This window comes from Sedimenticola sp. (assembly GCF_050289425.1).
Lineage (GTDB): Bacteria > Pseudomonadota > Gammaproteobacteria > Chromatiales > Chromatiaceae > Sedimenticola.
Genome location: NZ_JBNKFS010000004.1, coordinates 166,864 through 187,073 on the forward strand (window position 1 = coordinate 166,864; position 20,210 = coordinate 187,073).

20 protein-coding genes and 4 tRNA genes are annotated in these 20,210 nt (G+C 52.9%); 7 read left to right on the forward strand and 17 right to left on the reverse strand.

Translation table 11 applies throughout. The features are described from left to right. The first annotated feature begins 57 nt into the window (after positions 1 to 57). A complete protein-coding gene (locus ACQY5R_RS04130; protein WP_428604863.1) occupies positions 58 to 747 on the forward strand; it encodes an NrdJb in 690 nt (229 codons plus the stop codon). A gap of 78 nt (positions 748 to 825) precedes the next feature. Here ACQY5R_RS04130 and ACQY5R_RS04135 read toward each other — a convergent pair. The 9 genes from ACQY5R_RS04135 to ACQY5R_RS04175 form a co-directional block, all read right to left on the reverse strand. After that, positions 826 to 913 (reverse strand) — tRNA-Leu (locus tag ACQY5R_RS04135). 23 nt (positions 914 to 936) lie between these two features. After that, positions 937 to 1,010, reverse strand: a tRNA-Cys gene (locus ACQY5R_RS04140). 99 nt (positions 1,011 to 1,109) lie between these two features. Then, positions 1,110 to 1,185: transfer RNA gene (locus tag ACQY5R_RS04145), tRNA-Gly, on the reverse strand. A 64-nt stretch (positions 1,186 to 1,249) separates the two neighbouring features. Continuing rightward, a complete protein-coding gene (gene pgsA / locus ACQY5R_RS04150) occupies positions 1,250 to 1,834 on the reverse strand; it encodes a CDP-diacylglycerol--glycerol-3-phosphate 3-phosphatidyltransferase (protein ID WP_428604865.1) in 585 nt (194 codons plus the stop codon). Between the two features lie 6 nt (positions 1,835 to 1,840). Continuing rightward, positions 1,841 to 3,670 carry an excinuclease ABC subunit UvrC gene (gene uvrC / locus ACQY5R_RS04155; protein WP_428604868.1) on the reverse strand — a complete coding sequence of 610 codons (1,830 nt, stop codon included), beginning with the start codon at positions 3,668 to 3,670 and terminating at the stop codon, positions 1,841 to 1,843. Between the two features lie 7 nt (positions 3,671 to 3,677). Beyond that, positions 3,678 to 4,313: a uracil-DNA glycosylase gene (locus tag ACQY5R_RS04160; RefSeq protein ID WP_428604871.1), complete on the reverse strand. Its 636-nt coding sequence runs from the start codon at positions 4,311 to 4,313 to the stop codon at positions 3,678 to 3,680. After that, positions 4,310 to 4,954, reverse strand: coding sequence for a response regulator (locus ACQY5R_RS04165; protein ID WP_428604874.1), 645 nt, complete (start codon positions 4,952 to 4,954; stop codon positions 4,310 to 4,312). The genes ACQY5R_RS04160 and ACQY5R_RS04165 overlap by 4 nt, the downstream gene beginning before the upstream one ends. 209 nt (positions 4,955 to 5,163) lie before the next feature. Then, the gene (locus tag ACQY5R_RS04170) at positions 5,164 to 5,949 is read right to left on the reverse strand and encodes an acetyltransferase (RefSeq protein WP_428604876.1); all 786 of its coding nucleotides are present in this window, start codon (positions 5,947 to 5,949) and stop codon (positions 5,164 to 5,166) included. Positions 5,950 to 6,411: 462 nt separating this feature from the next. Further along, positions 6,412 to 6,502 (reverse strand) — tRNA-Ser (locus tag ACQY5R_RS04175). A gap of 217 nt (positions 6,503 to 6,719) precedes the next feature. On the opposite strand from ACQY5R_RS04175, the gene ACQY5R_RS04180 reads away from it, so the two are divergent. After that, positions 6,720 to 7,391: a Bax inhibitor-1/YccA family protein gene (locus ACQY5R_RS04180; RefSeq protein WP_428604878.1), complete on the forward strand. Its 672-nt coding sequence runs from the start codon at positions 6,720 to 6,722 to the stop codon at positions 7,389 to 7,391. Between the two features lie 61 nt (positions 7,392 to 7,452). Further along, positions 7,453 to 7,638 (forward strand): hypothetical protein, encoded by a 186-nt coding sequence (locus tag ACQY5R_RS04185; protein WP_428604881.1) that lies wholly within the window; start codon positions 7,453 to 7,455, stop codon positions 7,636 to 7,638. Positions 7,639 to 7,715: 77 nt separating this feature from the next. Here ACQY5R_RS04185 and serS read toward each other — a convergent pair whose 3' ends face one another. The 6 genes from serS to ACQY5R_RS04215 form a co-directional block, all read right to left on the reverse strand. Beyond that, entirely contained in the window at positions 7,716 to 8,990 is a 1,275-nt protein-coding gene (serS, locus tag ACQY5R_RS04190) for a serine--tRNA ligase (protein ID WP_428604883.1), read from the reverse strand. 3 nt (positions 8,991 to 8,993) lie between these two features. After that, entirely contained in the window at positions 8,994 to 9,305 is a 312-nt protein-coding gene (locus ACQY5R_RS04195; protein WP_428604886.1) for a DUF190 domain-containing protein, read from the reverse strand. Continuing rightward, a complete protein-coding gene (gene crcB, locus ACQY5R_RS04200) occupies positions 9,302 to 9,676 on the reverse strand; it encodes a fluoride efflux transporter CrcB (protein ID WP_428604888.1) in 375 nt (124 codons plus the stop codon). The genes ACQY5R_RS04195 and crcB overlap by 4 nt, the downstream gene beginning before the upstream one ends. 91 nt (positions 9,677 to 9,767) lie before the next feature. Continuing rightward, complete coding sequence (locus ACQY5R_RS04205) at positions 9,768 to 11,036, reverse strand: replication-associated recombination protein A (RefSeq protein WP_428604891.1); 1,269 nt, start codon at positions 11,034 to 11,036, stop codon at positions 9,768 to 9,770. Between the two features lie 74 nt (positions 11,037 to 11,110). Continuing rightward, a complete protein-coding gene (gene lolA, locus ACQY5R_RS04210) occupies positions 11,111 to 11,740 on the reverse strand; it encodes an outer membrane lipoprotein chaperone LolA (protein WP_428604894.1) in 630 nt (209 codons plus the stop codon). A gap of 1 nt (position 11,741) precedes the next feature. Next, positions 11,742 to 14,015, reverse strand: coding sequence for a DNA translocase FtsK (locus tag ACQY5R_RS04215; RefSeq protein WP_428604987.1), 2,274 nt, complete (start codon positions 14,013 to 14,015; stop codon positions 11,742 to 11,744). Between the two features lie 344 nt (positions 14,016 to 14,359). Between ACQY5R_RS04215 and trxB the strand changes: the two genes are divergently transcribed. Beyond that, positions 14,360 to 15,313 (forward strand): thioredoxin-disulfide reductase, encoded by a 954-nt coding sequence (trxB, locus tag ACQY5R_RS04220; RefSeq protein ID WP_428604897.1) that lies wholly within the window; start codon positions 14,360 to 14,362, stop codon positions 15,311 to 15,313. A gap of 62 nt (positions 15,314 to 15,375) precedes the next feature. On the opposite strand, the gene ACQY5R_RS04225 is transcribed toward trxB, so the two are convergent. After that, positions 15,376 to 16,044, reverse strand: coding sequence for a flagellar brake protein (locus ACQY5R_RS04225; protein ID WP_428604900.1), 669 nt, complete (start codon positions 16,042 to 16,044; stop codon positions 15,376 to 15,378). Positions 16,045 to 16,114: 70 nt separating this feature from the next. Here ACQY5R_RS04225 and aat point away from each other — a divergent pair, with 70 nt between their 5' ends. From aat to infA, 3 genes are all read left to right on the forward strand, one after another. Further along, positions 16,115 to 16,825, forward strand: a complete 711-nt coding sequence (gene aat, locus ACQY5R_RS04230) for a leucyl/phenylalanyl-tRNA--protein transferase (RefSeq protein ID WP_428604903.1) — start codon at positions 16,115 to 16,117, stop codon at positions 16,823 to 16,825. Further along, positions 16,809 to 17,540, forward strand: a complete 732-nt coding sequence (locus ACQY5R_RS04235; RefSeq protein WP_428604906.1) for an arginyltransferase — start codon at positions 16,809 to 16,811, stop codon at positions 17,538 to 17,540. Before aat ends, ACQY5R_RS04235 begins: the two co-directional genes overlap by 17 nt. Positions 17,541 to 17,691: 151 nt before the next feature. Beyond that, positions 17,692 to 17,910, forward strand: coding sequence for a translation initiation factor IF-1 (infA, locus tag ACQY5R_RS04240; protein WP_029134356.1), 219 nt, complete (start codon positions 17,692 to 17,694; stop codon positions 17,908 to 17,910). A 19-nt stretch (positions 17,911 to 17,929) separates the two neighbouring features. Here the strand turns inward: infA and clpA are convergent, their stop codons facing one another. Further along, positions 17,930 to 20,188 (reverse strand): ATP-dependent Clp protease ATP-binding subunit ClpA, encoded by a 2,259-nt coding sequence (gene clpA, locus ACQY5R_RS04245; protein WP_428604910.1) that lies wholly within the window; start codon positions 20,186 to 20,188, stop codon positions 17,930 to 17,932. Between the last annotated feature and the right edge of the window lie 22 nt (positions 20,189 to 20,210).

Below are 20,210 nucleotides of genomic sequence, written 5' to 3' on the forward strand. Positions count from 1 at the left end.
AACTTTAGTCTGGCACACAGATTCAACCGATCAGTCAATACTGACAGGGTTAAGCAAATGGCAATCAAGATTGATAATAAAATCGTAGGCTACAGTGTCGCCAAAGAGGAAGAGGCCCCGGCACCCGTCGAGGTAAAAACGCCGGAAAGCAATATTATTCATATGCATGAAAAGGTGGCGCGCCCGGAGATGTTATTCGGTTCAACCTACAAGATCAGCACACCGCTTTCCGAGCATGCACTGTACGTAACCATCAATGACATCATCCTCAATCACGGTACCGAGCATGAGGTGCGCCGTCCCTATGAGGTGTTCATCAACTCCAAAAATATGGATCACTTCCAGTGGATCGTGGCCCTGACCCGCATTATTTCAGCGGTGTTCCGTAAGGGTGGCGATGTCACCTTCCTGGTGGAGGAGCTGCGTTCGGTATTTGATCCCAGCGGTGGTTATTTCAAGAAAGGCGGCAAGTACATGCCCTCTCTGGTGGCCGAGATCGGTGACGCCATTCACTGCCATCTGGTCATGATTGGCCTGCTGAAAGAAGAAGGCCCTGACGAGCACCAGCAAAAGTTGATCGAGGAAAAGCGCGCCCAGTATGAAGAGTCCATCAACCTGCGTGACAAAGAACACGACAGTGACTTTCCTGAGGGTGCCCAGCTCTGCAAAAAGTGCAATACCAAGGCAGCAATCCTGATGGACGGCTGCCTCACCTGCCTGAATTGCGGTGATTCAAAATGCGGTTGAGTCAACCCATACCGTGATAAGAAAAAAAGGCCCGTATAACGGGCCCTTTTCATGTGGCGTGTTTAACTGAGCCTTAAATGGTGCCCGGGGCCGGACTTGAACCGGCACGGTCGCAATGACCGGCGGATTTTAAGTCCGCTGCGTCTACCAATTTCGCCACCCGGGCAGAAGATTTTAAAGCGGATAAAATGGAGGCTGAGCCCGGAGTCGAACCGAGGTAGACGGTTTTGCAAACCGCTGCATAACCACTTTGCTACTCAGCCATTTATCTGTTCAGGAGCGGAAGTATCCAGTATTTACAGAACTTTTTCCACCACCTGAAGAAGAAAACCCCGAGTCGTTGCCCGGGGTATTCCGTAACTTGGAGCGGGAAACGAGATTCGAACTCGCGACCCCAACCTTGGCAAGGTTGTGCTCTACCAGCTGAGCTATTCCCGCGTCTCCTGATGCGCGGGCTATTGTAGTCTCCCAGCCGACAGTGTCAAGCTGAAGATCACCCTGATCAGTCGTTTTTCTCTTCCTCCGGATTGGACGAGTCATTGAGGCTTGGCCAGGCCGCCCTGAGGTACATAAACATCGACCAGAGCGTCAGGATGACGGCGACATACAGCAGCACGAAACCAATGGTATACAGTGGCAGACCATAAAAATCACTTCGGTAAATCATGAAAAAAATGGCTGTCATCTGAAAAGCCGTCTTGACTTTTCCTATAGCCGAGACCGCTATCTGCGCACGCGCACCAATCTCCGCCATCCACTCACGCAGAGCGGAAATGGTGATCTCTCTGCCAATGATTACCAGCACAGGAATAGCCAAACCCGGGATGGGATCCTGTTGTACCAAAAGGATCAATGCCGCCGCTACCATCAGCTTATCCGCCACCGGATCAAGAAATGCCCCCAGGGCCGATACCTGTTTCAATCGTCTGGCCAGATAACCGTCAAACCAGTCCGTGACCGCTGCCAGCGCGAACACCATGGCACAAGCCTCTGTCGCGTACTCCCAGGGGAGATAAAACAGCACCACAAAGACCGGGATCAAAAGTATCCGCAAGAGCGTCAGTATATTGGGTATATTCTGAAACATGATTCCCTATTTTTCTTCATGAAAGGCCGCATAGATCTGCTCAGCCAGTTTATGGCTGATACCTTCGACCCGTTCCAGATCAACGATACCCGCACGAACAATACCCTGCAGACCGCCAAACTGTTTTAACAGACGTTGCCGTCGCTTGGATCCTATCCCGGGGATTTGTTCCAGCACGGAGGTTTTACGACTTTTTTCCCGCCGCTGGCGGTGACCGGTAATGGCAAACCGGTGTGCCTCATCACGAATCTGTTGGATCAGATGTAGGGCCGGCGAATCTGCAGGCAGTATAATGGGGCTATCTGCACCGAACAAGAACAGTTGCTCCATACCGGGCCTGCGATCCGGCCCTTTTGCAACACCGACCAGTTGTACGCCCACAATAGCCAGCTCATCCAGCACATTGGCAGCCGCCTGCAGTTGACCCTTTCCACCATCGATAAACAAGATGTCGGGTAATACGCCCTCCCCCGACTGGATGCGCGTGTAGCGTCGCGTTAAAGCCTGGGCCATGGCCGCATAGTCATCGCCGCCCTGGATGCCTTCAATATTGAATCGTCGATAATCGGACTTGAGCGGCCCCGTCCCATCGAATACTACACAGGAAGCAACGGTCAACTCACCACTTGTATGACTGATATCGAAACACTCCATGCGGCCGGGCGATTCATCCAGAGACAAGGCTTGCTGTAACGCCTCGACACGTTTTTGCATCCCGGCCTTACTGGCCAGTCGTGCATCCAGCGCAAGTTGTGCATTCTGTACCGCCATACGCAACCATTGAGCACGATTTCCCCGCACCTGCAGGCGCAATTTAACTTGGCGTCCCCCCTCCTGGCTCAAGACCTCCTCGAGCAGAGACCTGTCATCCACCGGGTGACTCAGAAGAATCTCTTGTGGTATCTGTTTACCGATATAGTACTGCGGGATAAAGGCAGACAGGATTTCCCCCTCCCGCTCCGCACCGGCCGTACTGGGGAAAAAGCTCTTGTTCCCGAGATTGCGTCCGTTACGAATAAAAAACAGTTGAATGCAAGCTGCCCCCCCCTTCACGGAACAGGCGATAATGTCCATATCACCCCGCTCACCGGTGATGTACTGTTTCTCCTGGATTCGACTCAACGCCGCGATCTGATCGCGCAGCCGCGCCGCCTGTTCAAACTCCAGCGCCACAGAAGCCCGCTCCATTCGCTTCGCCAACCCATCGATCACTTGCCGGGTCTTGCCCTCAAGAAAAAGTACCGCATCTCTGACATCCTCGGCGTACGTCTCGGCTGAAATCAACCCAACACAAGGCGCACCACAACGCTTGATTTGATACTGCAGACAAGGTCGCGAACGATTATTGTAAAACGTATCATCACACTGCCGCACCGGAAACAGCTTCTGCAGCAACTGCAGGGTCTCACGCATAGAGCCGGCATTCGGATAGGGCCCAAAAAAGCGCCCCTTGGCCTGGCGTTTACCACGATGGTAGGCAAGCCGGGGAAAGGTATCGGCTGAGAGATAGATATAGGGGTAACTCTTATCATCCCGCAATAAGATATTGTATTTCGGCTTGAGGGACTTGATCAGATTATTCTCAAGAATCAGCGCCTCGGCTTCAGTATGAGTAACCGTGACTTCAATAGCTTGGATCCGGGCAACCATCAACTGAATTCGCCGATTCAAGGCACGGGTAAAGTAACTGCTGACCCGCCGCTTCAGATTCTTGGCCTTCCCCACATAGAGCACCGCTCCCTCGGCGTCGAGCATACGGTAGACGCCGGGCAGTCCAGTCAAATTTTTAAGGAAACTCTGGTGATCGAATACTGCTGTGGAATTTTCTGCCGCCATAGCGCCATTATAGAGCGTTCAGCAGATTTCTGGCACGGGCAAAAACGGCATGGAACATCTCGGGTGTGAGCCGCCGTGTCTGCGTGTTGTAGCGGCTGCAGTGATAGGAGTCGATCAGTCGCAGGCCGTTTGCGAGACGATGACAAGCCGCATGGGTAAACCGATAGGGCTTCCGTTTCAACCCCAAAGCTTTAAGCACGGCATGATGGGCAACCACACCCAAGGCGACAATGACAGCCGACTGCGGCAACGCGTTAAGCTCTTCTACGAGATAGCGATTACAGGTATTGATCTCACTGGCAACCGGTCTGTTCTGCGGAGGGAGACATTTAACCGCATTGGTAATTCGGCAGTCAGTCAGCTCTAAACCATCGTTGACCGACACCGACTCAGGCTTATTGCAAAACCCAAATTGGTGAAGTGTTTCATATAACAGGACTCCGGCATCATCCCCGGTAAAAGGTCTACCAGAAGCATTGGCCCCATGCATGCCCGGGGCCAAACCAACCACAAGCAGACGCGCAGCGGTGTCACCAAAGGGCGGGACCGGCCTGGCATAGTAGTCCGGATATTCGACTTTCACCTGATCCAGAAAGGAGGACAAGCGGGGACACCGGCGACAATCGGGATCAAATGACGTCAATTGGCAGTCGAAATCAATCCGTGGCGTATCGCCAGCAAGGTCAATTCCACATCCGTCTCAACATCAAGTTTTTCAAACAAGCGGTGACGATAAGTGCTGACCGTTTTGGGACTCAGGCAGAGGGAGTCGGAGATGAACTGGGTCTTTTGGCCTTGGGTAATCATCATCAAAACCTGCATCTCCCGCTGGGATAGCCGGTTAAAAGGTGAATCAGGATTACTCCCGGTCAACATCGCCAGGGTCAATTTCTGAGAAACTTCATTGGAGATGAAAGGACGACCGGAAGCCACCATCTTGATAGCCTGAAAAAGCTCTTCAGCCGGGCAGCCCTTGGTGAGATAACCAAGCGCACCGGCCTCATGCAACTGTTCTGGAAACGGGGCATCAGCGAGAACCGTTACAGCTATCACCTGGGTCCCCGGGTTTTGGCGGCGGACCCGACGGGTCGCCTCAATCCCACCGATTCCCGGCATATTGACATCCATCAACACCAGATCCGGCTTGAGCTGTTTCGCCTTGATAACGGCATCCTCGCCGCTCTCCGCTTCACCAATAACCTCTATCCCCGGAGAATCCTGGAGGATATGGCGAAACCCCGTTCGCACGAGCTCATGATCATCAACAAGTAGAACCTTGATCACTCAATCACTCCAATTGGGCCAAACATCCACTATTCCGGCCGTCCATAGATAGGAAATTAATAACTAATTATTCAATATGGAAAGCTAACTGTAACATAGCATGATGTCAAGATTGCGTTGACGACGGGCTATGTCTAATTTACCCCAAACACAGCCTATTCAGACTAAAATCAGGCGGATAATCGATTTGGAGTCAAAGCTCAAAGGCCCTATTGGTACTGAGCCTCAAATGCAGCGACAAACTCTGCATATTGGTCTACTGGCAGTTGATTGATACCGGCGGCACCACGTCGACCGCCACCGCTCGGAAATTGGTTACATAGCACATCCGCACCGCTTTTATTATTTGCCGGCGCACGCACACTGACTTGATACCCACCCTGAGTTCTCACCGTCACAATCGCATGGGCTCTTTGTGGATGGGCATTGGCCAAGGCATTGCCGAACACGCCACTCACCCGCCTTGCCCAAGGCGCATCTGGCAAGATGAAGACAGCCACCCTATCTGTTACATAGTCCGCTTTTACCACTTCGGCCTTGGCAAGATCGTCACGATAACCGTCATAAAGCCGCTGGTAACAAGAATCCGGATCAGATATAAAGTCCACCGGATTCGGGTAGGCAAGCAATGAGCAAAACAGGCTATCCGGGGCCACATGTAAATCCGCCACCGTTTCACCATAACCATTGTAATTAAGGCAGGTTCCAAGAAGGTGCAGTTGTTGCAGTTGCTCACTGGGCAGACCGGATTGCTGCCCGATAGTCTCTGCGACTTTCACCAGGTTATCGCCAAAGGCAGCCGTTAATGCCCAAGATCTAAATCGGCCTTTCAGATATTGATCAACCAATAGACTGGTGCAGACGCCAGAATCGGTATCAATTATTGCTTTTAGGTGAGGATGCGCGGGGATTTCACCTGCCAAATGGTGGTCCACATAAAACAGTTCAGCACCTGCATCCAGTAACCGGGCAACATCCCGTTTATTCTTATCCATGGAGATATCCAGAACATTTACCCGGTCACCCTCCCCAGCCACCACTTTGCGTAGCAGATTGATATCCCGCTTGACACCCGTAACCAGGATACTCTCCTGCGGATTAGCGAGTCGCAACTGTAGTAACGCGCAGATACCGTCGGCATCTCCGTTAAAGACATCAATAGTGGCCATCCGGCTACCCCTGTAGTGATTTCACTCAACGCCAGCTTAATAACGATAACATCGGTACATTTCCGTCAATGGGTATTGTACAACCGAATGATGCAGCGCGCGTTTAGGCGGGTCAGAAAATACCAGCAGATTGAGGATTGATTCGCGCCATCCCTGGCGCTCACCCTCCGGGCGTCGCCTGCGGCAACGTCCAGATCGGCTCCTGCCGATCTGTCGAACGAAGGGTTCTCACCAAGGCCTGTGTACTCCGCCAAATAAAAAGCCCCGCACAAGGCGGGGCTTTTTATTTGGCGGAGAGACAGGGATTCGAACCCTGGGAGGGCTACAAACCCTCGCTGGTTTTCAAGACCAGTGCATTCAACCGCTCTGCCATCTCTCCAAATTTTGAGTTGCGAAGAATACCCGATCCTCCTGGGTTTCGCCAGTACTTGACGCACTATTTTTAAGGACTTGATTTATTGAAGTTCCGCCTCAATTCAGTATGCTATGATCATCCAATCAAGCCTGAACCAACGGACATTTTTGCAGTCATACTAAGCAGTTGGACTGTACTATAAAACCTGCATAACCATCGGATTTAATGGAGAAATTGCAACATGAATCGATTTAACCAGACTATCGCACAACCGGCACAGAGTGCTCTTGCGGTAAATAAAGTCATCAAAAACACCTACATGCTGCTTTCGGCAACACTGCTGTTTAGCGGCGTAATGGCCATGGTTTCCATGTTCTTGGTTATGCCTCCGATGGCTTACATGCTATCCGTGATCGGCGCCATGATTTTAGGTATGTTCGTACTGCCCCGTACCGCCAATTCATCCGCTGGTCTTGGCGTGATTTTCCTGATTACCGGCCTGCTTGGCTTTGGACTCGGCGCAATTCTGACGCTCTATCTGAAACTGCCACACGGCCCTCAAATTATTGCCACTGCCCTGGGTGGGACAGGCGTGATTTTCCTGGGATTATCCGGCTACGCGCTAACCAGCAAGCGTGATTTCAGCTTCATGGGTGGATTCGTTTTTGCCGGCATGTTGGTCATGATGGTGGCCATTATCGCCAACATCTTCCTCCACTTGCCCTTCCTCTCATTGGCGATCTCTGCCGGCGTAATGCTACTGATGAGTGCCTATATCCTGTTCCAGACCAGCCAGATGATGAATGGTGGGGAGACCAATTACATCTATGCCACTTACAGCCTGTACATGGCCATTTTCAACATCTTCATCTCTCTGCTGCAGATTCTGGGCGTGTTCGGTGGAGACGACTGACCGATCGAGCTAATGACTAACTAACCCCGGCCTGTTGCCGGGGTTTTGTTTGGAGATGTAGATGGACAATATCTGGTTGCAGATTGCTCTGGCCGTCACCATGGGTATGATGCTGTTTTTCCTTTTCCCGAAAGCCAAACAGTGGATGGAACACGGCCCAAGGGCTCAGCAAGGTGACTGGATGGCGGCTGTAATCCCCCTGCTCGCCGTAGTGGGCTTTGTGTTGCTACTGATTATGTTGGTGTAAACGAAGATTCTCTTTCCGAGTAGGATAAAAAAACGCGGCCATGTGGCCGCGTTTTTTTATGTTCATGATGCACGATTTCAGTTAAGTCGCTCCATACCACCCATGTAGGGCCGCAGCACCTCGGGTACAAGAATGCTGCCATCTGCCTGCTGGTAATTCTCCATCACCGCCACCAGGGTACGCCCGACCGCCAGCCCGGAACCATTCAGTGTATGTACCAATTCAGGTTTGCCGGTTTCCGGATTACGCCAGCGTGCCTGCAGGCGACGTGCCTGAAAGTCTTCAAAATTGGAACAGGACGAGATTTCACGATAGGTATTTTGCGCCGGCAACCACACTTCGATATCGTAGGTCTTGGCAGCTGAGAAACCGATATCGCCGGTACAGAGGGTCACTACTCGATAAGGAAGCACCAGTTTCTGCAATATTGTCTCTGCGTGGCCGGTGAGTTCCTCCAGAACCTGATAGGACTCCGAGGGCCGCACTATCTGTACCATCTCAACCTTCTCAAACTGATGCTGCCTGATCATGCCCCGTGTATCACGACCATAGGAACCGGCCTCACTGCGGAAGCAGGGAGTTTGTGAAACCCACTTACGTGGCATATCCACATCCTCAATGATGACGCCTCTTACCAGATTGGTCACCGGCACTTCCGCTGTCGGGATGAGGTAGTAGGGAAACTCACCGGACAATTTGAATAGATCCTGCTCAAATTTCGGCAGTTGTCCGGTCCCTTGCAGGCTGTCTGCATTCACCATGAAGGGGACATAGGTTTCGGTGTAGCCGTGCTCGCGGGTGTGGGTATCCAGCATGAACTGGGCCAGCGCCCGGTGCATTCGCGCCAACGGCCCCTGCATGGTAACAAAACGTGATCCGGTAATCTTGGCCGCGGTTTCAAAGTCCAACCAACCCTTGGCATCCCCAAGATCCACATGATCTTTAGGCTCAAAGTCAAACTGTTTGGGCTCTCCCCAGCGGCGCTCTTCCCGATTGTCCGCCTCATCGTTTCCGTCAGGAACTGAACTGTGTGGAATATTGGGTATACCCAGGGCAATATCACTAAGCCGATCTTGTATCTGGTTTAACTCGTCCTGAGTCGCCTTGAGCTTTTCCCCCAAATCCGCCACTTCAGCCAGCAGTGGCTGAATATCCGCACCGGCCGCTTTTGCCTGACCAATTTGCTTGGACTGGCTGTTGCGTAGATTTTGCAGATCTTGAGCGGTCACCTGCAGTTTTTTCCGTGACGCTTCCAGGGAGCGGATCTGTTCCACATCCAGCACAACTCCACGTCGTTTCAGTTGCTCAGCAGTCGTCTCGAGTTCAGTTCTTAATAAGCGCGGGTCGAGCATGTTTTATTCACCACTGTTAACAAATGCCGGCCAACTCACAATGTGGCCAGGCTTGATAAAAGAGTATAAATGTTCAAGTACGGTGGACACCTTTTCAGGGTCGTCAAAAAACTCCAACACGATAGGTAGATCCAACGACATATCGATCAATGTCGAAGAGTGCATCGTGCCGGACTGTCCAAATCCGGCAATGCCACGAAAAGCGGTAACACCGGCCACCTGCTCTTTATCGTGCAACAGCTCCAGCAACTGCTGATACTGGTGCTTCCCTTCGGTGAGATAGATTCGAACCATGGTTACCGGTTTGCTGCTCATAACTGTCTCCCTAGTATCACACCGAACCAACAGGCCACCAGACAGGCACCCACCGACACAATCATGTTCAGGCCCGCTTTGGCAAAATCGGCTTGCTCAATCAGGTTGAGTGTCTCGATGGAAAAGGTGGAAAAGGTGGTAAATGCACCCAGAAATCCTACCAGCAAGGCACCGCGGACCTCGGGGCTGACATTCATTCGCTCCAGAAACAGGATATAAAGGAAACCCATCGCCATGGAGCCCAGTACATTGACCGTCAGCGTGCCATAGGGGAACCCTCTACCAAATAGACCATAGATACCATTGGAGACCCAGAAGCGCATCAACGCCCCGACAGCCCCGCCTGCCGCAATGGTAAAAACCTGAAACACTGATCCGGCCCCTTTGATAATCCAAGTGAAGCATTTTACACGCTGTTAGATGCCCCGAACACACAACAGCGCGATTTATCCACAAATCGTACTACTTCTTTTTACTTGCCTGGAGATCCAGCGCACGTAAGCGTTCAAGCTTCTCGGCGATTTTTATCTCAAGGCCCCGCTCCACCGGATAATAGTACTGCCGGGCTGAAAGCGTCTCTGGAAAATAGTTTTCACCGGCTGCATAGCCGTCCGGTTCATCGTGGGCATAGCGGTATTCTCTACCATACCCCAGCTCTTTCATCAGTCGGGTGGGTGCATTTCTGAGGTGCACCGGTATCTCATGGGTTCCCGATTCCCGGATATCCTGCAGTACCGCTTTGTAGGCGGTGTAGACCGCATTACTTTTTGGCGCGCAGGCCAGGTAGAGTACCGCCTGCGCAATCGCCAGTTCCCCTTCCGGACTGCCCAGCCGTTCCTGCGTCTCCCAGGCATTCAGGGCGATAGTCAGCGCACGGGGATCCGCATTGCCGATGTCTTCCGAGGCCATGCGCACCACACGCCGGGCAATATAGAGTGGATCACAACCACCGTCGATCATTCGGGCAAACCAATAGAGCGAAGCGTCCGGGGCGGAGCCCCGTACCGATTTGTGTAGAGCGGATATCTGGTCATAGAAGGCATCGCCCCCTTTATCAAAACGACGCAGATTACCGCCGATTACCTCTTCCACGGCCGAGCGGCTAATCTCTTCTCCGCCTGAAAGATCAGCGGAGATCTCCAATAAGTTCAGGGCCCTTCGCGCATCCCCATCGGCCGCTTCGGCAATCAGGCGGCGCAGCGCTGGATCCAGCGTCAATCCACGCCCGCCCAAGCCGTTTACCGCATCGTTCAGGGCCTGATCGAGAATCTGTTCCAGATCATCCGGTCCCAGGCTCTTCAATACATAGGTACGCGCCCGGGAGAGCAGTGCATTATTCAGTTCAAAGGAGGGATTCTCTGTCGTGGCACCGATAAACAGCACGGTCCCATCCTCCACATGGGGCAGGAAGGCATCCTGTTGCGCCTTATTGAAGCGGTGTACCTCATCGATAAAGAGCACCGTTTTTCGGCCATCCAAACGTCGGGCATCCCGGGCCTTCTCTACCGCGGCACGGATATCCTTCACACCTGAAAGGACTGCGGAAAGATTGAGGAATTGGGCACCGGAATGGTGGGCGATCAAGGTGGCGAGGGTGGTTTTACCGGTCCCGGGCGGCCCCCAAAAGATCAATGAGTGGAGCCGATCGGTTTCGATCGCCATGCGTAGCGGCTTTCCTTCCCCGACGATATGGGCCTGCCCGAGAAACTGGTCCAGGGTACGAGGACGCATACGATCTGCGAGGGGGCGGATCGACTCGGAAACCGCTTTTGAAAACAGATCGTCTGACACTCGATGGCCTTCGCTCATTGCTGGTAAAGATCGTAATATTCCGGTCGCGCAAAGACAAAAAAACCGGATTCGAACTTGGGATTCTGCTTGATATCGTAAAATTGAAAGCGTGTTATCTGACCAAAAGCATCCGTCATCTCCATCCGCTGTAGCAGATTCTGCTGGAATGCCAGCAGCACCCGGACGAACTGGCTCTCCTTGTCGCGGGGAATCAGCTCCACCCAGGCGAAACCCTGGCTATCACCGATATCGATTACTTCAAAATGCTTTTCAACCGGATCGCCGCCGATCAGGAACATGGCCGGTGTTCCTTGTAACGCCGAATCCTGGCTCTGCACACTCACCTGCTCCAGATCCGGATCCAAAAGCCAGATCTGACTGCCATCGGCAATAATCTGCTGCTTGTCCGGTTCCGCATAATCCCAGCGAAAAAGACCGGGACGCTGCATGGAGAAAACCCCTTGCGAACGGGCCGCTTGGTGCTGTTGGGGATCGAGTACGGATTGTTCAAAGCTGGCCTGCAGGCTCTGCATATCAGATAGAAATCGCTCCATCTGCTGTAGCGAACTGCTGGCGCCAGCCGGCATCGCGGCCAGCCAGAGTAGAGGGATAAGCCATTTAAACATTCGGGTCTGTTTTTTCACATCACATCTCAGGGGGAGGAGGCGCTAACACCTCTCGATTTCCATTTGACTGGGCAGGAGAGACAATGCCGGTCCGTTCCATCTCTTCAATCAGCCTGGCGGCACGGTTGTAACCGATTTTCAAACGCCGTTGCACACCGGAGATGGAGGCACGACGCGATTCGGTTACGATCTGGACCGCTTCGTCATACAGGGGATCGGTATCTTCCGTATCACCCACTTCTCCAGAGAGACCCGGAATCATCTCGGTTGGTTCCCTGAGTATCTCTTCAATATAGTCAGGCTTACCGCTTTTCTTTAGATGATCGACCACGCGATGCACTTCGTTATCATCCACGAAGGCACCGTGCAGACGCTGGGTAAAACTGCCTCCGGGCTGCAGATAGAGCATGTCACCATGACCCAGCAGATGTTCCGCACCCATCTGATCCAGGATGGTCCGGGAGTCGATCCGGGAGGAGACCTGAAAGGCGATGCGGGTGGGAATATTGGCCTTGATCAAGCCGGTAATCACATCCACCGAGGGGCGTTGGGTCGCCAATAGCAAATGGATTCCCGAGGCCCTTGCCTTCTGCGCCAGGCGTGCGATCAACTCTTCAACCTTTTTACCCACCACCATCATCATGTCGGCCAACTCATCGATAATGACAACGATATAGGGCAAACGCTCCAGGTTCGGAATCTCTTGAGCCTCGAACAGCGGATCTGGCTGGAATAACGGGTCCTTGATCGGTTCGCCCCGTTTTTCCGCGTCACTAACCTTCTTGTTGTACCCGGCAATATTTCTCACACCTAAAGCCGCCATCAATCGATAACGACGCTCCATCTCTCCCACACACCAGCGCAAGGCGTTGGCCGCCTCCTTCATATCGGTAACGACCGGGGTCAGTAGATGAGGAATGCCTTCATAGACAGAGAGCTCGAGCATCTTTGGATCAACCATGATCAGTCGAACCTCTTTGGGCGAAGCCTTGTACAACAGGCTCAGAATCATGGCATTGATCGCTACCGATTTACCGGAACCGGTGGTACCGGCAATCAAGGCGTGTGGCATCTTGCCGAGATCGGCCACGGCGGGATTACCGGCGATATCCTTACCCAGTGCCAGGGTCAGACGGGACTTGGCCGAATCATAGGCCTCGGATTTCAAGACTTCACTCAGGTAGACCATCTCCCGATGCTCATTCGGTATCTCCAGACCGATAACACTCTTGCCCGGAATCACTTCGACCACACGGACACTGATGGTGGAGAGCGCCCGCGCCAGATCCTTGGACAGATTGGTGATTTTGCTCGCCTTGGTGCCGGGCGCCAATTGCAACTCAAACAGAGTGATGACCGGGCCGGGATGTACCGCCACCACTTCCACTTCAATACCAAAATCCTTTAACTTCAATTCAACCAGCTGGGACATGGCGGCAAGCGCCTCTTTAGAGTAACCCAGGCCACTCTTACGGGCCTCATCCAGCAATCCAAGCGGCGGCAACCCACCCGACTCCGGCGTATCGAACAGCTGAACCTGCTTCTCTTTCTCTACCCGATCACTGGTTTTCACTTCCCGAATAACCGGTTCGATCTTTGGGGGGACGCGTTTTTCAATCCGCCTTTTCTCAGCCTTGAAGGTTTCACTGCGCCGCTTCTTCACCTCCTTTGCCTGGCGTGCTTCCGCCAGGCGCCCCTGGAACGACCCCAGATACCTGACAAACCGCAGTACCAGCCCCCCTACTCCATCCATCACCTTAAACCAGGAGATACCGGTAAACAGGGTAAATCCGGACAACATCAATGCCAGCAGCAACAGACTGCCACCGGCAAAGCTGAAGACACTCACCAACTGCTGTTGGAAGAATGCCCCGAGCATGCCGCCCGAGCCGCCGGGCAGAAATGTCGCGATATGTGACAAGTGCAGTGAAGCGAGACTGCTACCGGCAGTGAGCGTGACCAGAAAGCCCACCCATCGCAAAGAGACCATGGGAATATTCAGGCTGTTGTCGGGATTTCGCTCCTTAAGAATCAGCCAACCGCTCCAGCCGATCATCAGCGGAAACAGATAACCCCAAAGCCCAAACAGATTCAGCAGTACGTCGGCCAACCAGGCACCGACCAATCCGCCGGCATTCTCCGCAAACTCCCGCGGCCCGGCATAAGACCAGCCCGGATCATTCGGGGCATAGGTCACCAACGAGAGCATCAGGTAGGCAGAAATGGCCACCAGCAGTACCAACGCACCTTCTCTGAGGCGCTGACCGGCGACGTTGGCCCGGCCACTCTGCATCTGTTCTGTTTGACTGGCTTGAGCCACCTTATCCACCGAGATAAAAAATAGATTCTAAATTATATAGTTAGAGTATCTATTTAGTCTAATTTGATAGCTATTAACTATGTAGGCGTTATCGTCCTGATCAACCCTGGATCATGGCCGAATTCATGAAAAGAGTCTTTACCCCCCATCACGCTTTACGTACCATCGTCACCCATCCTGTCTTCAACCGGGAATACCCTGAAGGCAGCGGGCTTTCTCGGTCTCGATACGGAAACCCCATGGTTTGATTTTTTGCCTGGGTCGCCCCCATCTGTGGGTGACCCAGTCTGCACGGACATTCGCAGGAGTAATTATACATGAGTGATACCAAGCATTGCCGACTTCTGATTCTTGGATCAGGCCCAGCAGGTTATACCGCCGCTGTCTACGCCGCGAGGGCCAATCTCAATCCGGTGTTGATCACCGGTATGGAACAGGGTGGACAGCTAACCACTACCACTGAAGTGGACAACTGGCCTGGCGATTTCGCCGGCGTACAGGGTCCGGAACTGATGGATCGCATGCTAAAACATGCCGAAAGATTCGATACCGAAGTGATCTTTGATCACATCCATACGGCCGAACTGACCCAACGGCCATTCCGCCTGACCGGCGACCAGGGCAGCTACACCTGCGATGCCCTGATCATCGCGACGGGTGCTTCAGCCCAGTACCTGGGACTGGATTCGGAAGAGAACTTCAAAGGACGTGGTGTCTCCGCCTGCGCGACTTGTGACGGCTTTTTCTATCGAAACCAAAAAGTGGCGGTCATCGGCGGTGGCAATACCGCGGTGGAAGAAGCGCTCTATCTATCCAATATCGCCTCCGAAGTGATGGTTGTTCACCGCCGGGATAAATTCCGCTCCGAAAAGATCCTGTCCGATCAGCTCATACACAAGGCGGAAACCGGCAATGTCACCATTGAGTGGGATCACGTATTGGATGAAGTCCTGGGTGATCAGAGCGGAGTCACCGGCGTACGGATCAAGAATGTCAAAGATGAAAGCACCAAAGAGATCGACCTGATGGGTGTTTTCATCGCTATTGGGCACAAACCCAATACCGACCTGTTCAAGGGACAGCTTGAGATGCAGCACGGCTATCTCACCATTACCGGCGGCATGGAGGGCAATGCCACACAGACCAGTATTGAGGGAGTTTTTGCCGCCGGCGATGTCGCCGATCACGTTTACCGGCAGGCCATCACCTCCGCCGGAAGTGGTTGCATGGCTGCACTGGACGCCGAACGTTATCTGGATGCCATGGAATAATCGAAGCAGTCAGTAGTCGGGCACGGGATAGAGCAAACGCTACATCCCGTGTCCTTCGGCAACTATCCATTACCACTTTTCAATTGCAGCACGCAGTTGTTGAGCAACACTTCCTGTAGCCGGTTGATTGGCATAAACGATATGCCACAGCAGTAGCGGTTATCCTCGGGATCCTGTTTATGACTGACAACCGAGCGATTGCAGATCTCGGTCAGTATCATGATCTGCTCTTTCTCTCCGCAGACATCGATATCCAGCTTCATCACCAGACGCTCGCCCTTGCGGCCCAGTGGATCGATACTCTCCAGCCTCGCTCCGGTCATGCTGAGATCCTTCACCAGCACCGGCTGCCAGGCATCATCCTCATCCGGATTCCGGGTATTGCGCACCAGCGCCGGCATGTTGGTATTGATCCGCTCCGCATTGCGCACGGCCAGACTTTCGATCTCTGCCGGATAACTCATATGCAGATGTGGATAAGGCTTGGTTGCAGAGTGAGTGACGGTGGCCACAAAACCCATCACCTTGCTACCGTGCAGCAGACGTACCGCAAAGCGGGAGCCCTCTTTTATAAACTGAACCTTATCATGCACGACAGGCGTGGTAACGATAATCCCCTGCCCCGGCAAAGCGCCGATCAGGGTGACGGTATAACGATCATTGAACTCCGGTGAAATCCGTTGCAACTGGAGTACCTTGCCAACATGTGAATTCAGAATTTTTTCGGGCATGGAATTTATTTCGAGATACCTATATTGTTCATATCGCAGAGATTCACCAAAAAGGCAAGCACCGGTAATTATGATTTCATTGCTTGATCCAGACAATCCGGAACAGCCCTTCCCCGCTGTCGAGAAGGCGGAACAGGAGCCGGACGGGCTTCTGGCAGTCGGCGGCGACCTGTCATCTACCCGCTTGCTTAACGCCTACCGCCATGGCATCTTTCCCTGGTACTCATCTGAGCAACCAATTCTCTGGTGGTCGCCTAATCCCAGAACCGTATTGTTCCCACAGCGTATCAAGATCTCACGAAGTCTGGGGAAAAGTCTACGCAACCGCGACTACCACTTCTCCTTGGATAATGCGTTTGCCGAGGTAATCCACGCCTGCGCCATGCCCCAACCCGGTCGGGAAGAGACCTGGATCACCGATGAGATGAAACAAGCCTATATTCAACTTCATCGGCTGGGTTATGCCCATTCAGCGGAAGTCTGGGAAAACAGCCGCTTGGTCGGCGGTCTTTATGGTGTTGCCATCGGTCGGGTATTTTTTGGCGAATCCATGTTCAGCCTGACACGAGACGCCTCCAAGATCGCGTTGGTACACCTGGCCCAGATACTGGCCGACAAAGGCTTCGGCCTGATAGATTGCCAGGTCTACACCTCCCACTTGATCTCGATGGGCGCAGAAGAGATTGAACGGAGCTATTTTTGCGACCTTCTCCAGCGTTTCTGCTCCCAATCGGGATACCAAGGTAGCTGGACCGGGGGTATTCATGCTCCACGAGACTAGAGAGACAAGGACCATCCAGCTCTACCAGTCCGCGGAACACCCCTGCGCCTACCTGGATCAAAAGCAGTCCCGCAGCCTGTTTGTCGATCCACACCAGGTCCAATCCATGCGGATTTATGAAGCACTTATTGACCAGGGCTTCCGACGTAGCGGGGACATCATCTACCGCCCGGATTGCCTGAACTGCAACCAGTGTATTTCGCTACGCATTCCTGTCGCCGAATTCTCCCCGAGGCGGATTCAACGCCGCATATGGAACAGGCATCACGAGCATTTCAGGGTAGTCGAGCAAACGGCCGAATTTAATCCGGACCACTTCACCCTGTTTAAGCGCTACATCCACTCCCGCCATCCGGATGGAGAGATGGAAGAGACCAGCGAAGCGGGCTATCAGCAGTTCATTGCAAGTAGTTGGTCGAATAGCCGCAGCTTCACCTTCTATTATCAGGATCGGTTAGTAGCCGTCGCCGTCGCCGATATCCTGCGGCAGGGTCTGTCTGCCGTCTACACCTTCTTTGACCCGGAAATTGAATCGCTTAGCCCGGGTGTTTTCTGCCTGCTCTGGCAGATCAACGAGTGCAAAAGACGTCATCTCCCCTGGCTTTATCTGGGATATTGGGTACCCGACTGTCGGAAGATGTCATACAAGAGTCAATATCTTCCCCACGATGCGTATATCAATGGAACCTGGGTTCGAATCCAGCGGCATGAATAACCCGCAGGTAGCTCGATGCCCTGGACATTGGTTATTCATGACAGATAAAACACTTGCCTTATGCTGATTTTCACTCATAATTGCCCGCTTAATTTAGCGGGCAATGTGCTATAATCCGCGGCCAGCAACTCAAGGGTAACCAGGAAACCGAATGGCTAAAGAAGATTTTATTGAGATGGACGGAACGGTCATCGAGACCCTTCCCAATACCATGTTCCGCGTGGAACTGGAAAATGGTCACGTTGTGACAGCCCATATCTCCGGCAAGATGCGCAAGCACTATATCCGCATTCTCACCGGAGATACCGTCACTGTTCAGTTGACCCCTTACGACCTCAGTAAAGGTCGTATTACCTACCGCGCGCGCTAATTCGGAACCGATTGCTGCGTCAGTGAATGGCGCAGCCTTCCATCTCCAGCACAAGTTCTCCCTCGACGACGGTCACTCTGATATGGCCGCCTTCTGACAAGGATCCGAACAGCAGCTCCTCCGCCATCGGCTTTTTGATCTTCTCCTGGATTAAACGCGCCATGGGTCGGGCACCCATGGTTGAATCGTAACCGTGGGTTGCCAGCCATGCTTTTGCCTCGTCATCCAGAGACAAGGTGACATGCTTCTCTTCCAGTTGACCCTCAAGCTCAAAGATAAACTTGTCCACCACGCTGCTGATCACATCGAGCGGCAAAGATTTGAACTGGATAATCGCGTCAAGCCGATTGCGGAATTCCGGCGAAAACAGCTTCTTGATCGACTCCATTCCGTCGGTTGTGTGATCCTGTGGGGTAAATCCGATAGAGGCCCTGGCCATTTCACCGGCACCGGCATTGGTGGTCATCACAATCACCACGTTGCGGAAATCGGCCTTTCTACCGTTGTTGTCGGTAAGGGTTCCGTGGTCCATCACCTGCAGTAACAAATTGAAGACATCCGGATGTGCCTTTTCTATCTCATCCAACAACAGTACCGAGTGAGGATGTTTACTGATCTCTTCTGTCAGTAACCCCCCCTGGTCATAGCCCACATAGCCGGGGGGAGCACCAATCAAGCGCGATACCGTATGCCGCTCCATATATTCCGACATATCGAAACGAATCAGCTCAATGCCCAGAATACGTGCCAACTGACGGGTAACCTCGGTCTTTCCCACGCCGGTTGGGCCGGCAAACAGGAATGACCCCACGGGCTTCTGTTCATTCCCAAGTCCTGAACGACTCATGCGAATCGCCGATGTAAGAGTGGAAATAGCTTCATCCTGCCCATAGACCACCATCTTCAAGTTCCGATCCAGGTTCTTCAACGCTTCCACATCAGAGACCGAAACACTCTTTGGCGGTATGCGGGCCATTTTGGCGACGATATTCTCGATATCCTCGACCTCGATACGCTGTTTTCGATTGCCCTCGTCCTGCAGTTGAACGCTGGCGCCAGCCTCATCAATCACATCAATAGCCTTGTCCGGAAGATGCCGATCATTGATGTAACGCTCCGACAGCTCCGCCGCCGTTCTTAACGCTTCATTGGAGTAGCTGATATGGTGATGCTCTTCAAAACGGCTTTTCAGACCCTTCAGGATTTCAATCGTCTCTTCTACCGACGGCTCTTCTACATCAATCTTCTGGAAACGACGAGCAAGGGCCCGGTCTTTCTCAAAGATGCCACGGAACTCCTGGTACGTCGTCGAACCGATACAGCGCAGCTCACCCGATGCCAATACCGGCTTGATCAAATTCGACGCATCCATGACCCCACCCGAAGCGGCACCAGCACCGATGACTGTATGGATCTCATCAATAAAGAGAATGGTGTTGGGTTCCTTTTTCAGTTGTGCCAAGACCGCCTTGAGTCTCTTCTCAAAGTCACCCCGATACTTGGTACCCGCTACTAAGCTGCCCAAATCAAGCGAGTAAATGGTGCACTTGGAGAGAATTTCCGGCACTTCCCGATCCACGATCTTTTTCGCCAATCCTTCGGCGATGGCCGTCTTACCGACACCGGCCTCACCGACCAACAGCGGATTATTTTTCCTGCGCCGGCAAAGAATCTGAATCGTGCGCTCGATCTCATGCCCCCTTCCGATCAACGGATCTATTTTTCCCTGGCGCGCCTGCTCGTTCAGATTGGTAGAAAAATTATCCAGCGGATTGGAAGAGGGGGAGTCAACCTCAATCTCCTCACTGCTCCGACTGATCTCATCACGCTCTTCCGACTCGCCGTGGACCTTGGAGATCCCATGGGAGATATAGTTGACCACATCCAGGCGGGCTATATCCTGCTGATGTAGAAAGAAAACGGCCTGGGACTCCTGTTCGCTGAAAATAGCCACCAATACATTGGCGCCCGTCACCTCATCCCGTCCAGAAGACTGAACGTGGTAAACGGCCCGCTGCAGTACGCGCTGAAAGCCAAGGGTTGGCTGCGTCTCATGCTCCGTATCATCCGGCAAAAGCGGTGTCGTCTCTTCAATGAACTGATCGATATCGCGGCGTAATATCTCCGTGTCGGCCCCACATGCGCGTAAGACATTGGCGGCGGTAGGATTATCCAACAAGGCCAGCAGCAAATGCTCTACCGTCATGTATTCGTGGTGCCTGTCCCGCGCCTCCATGAAGGCCTGGTTCAGGGTAAATTCTAGCTCTTTACTTAACATGGCTGACCTTGGCTTCCTGGTA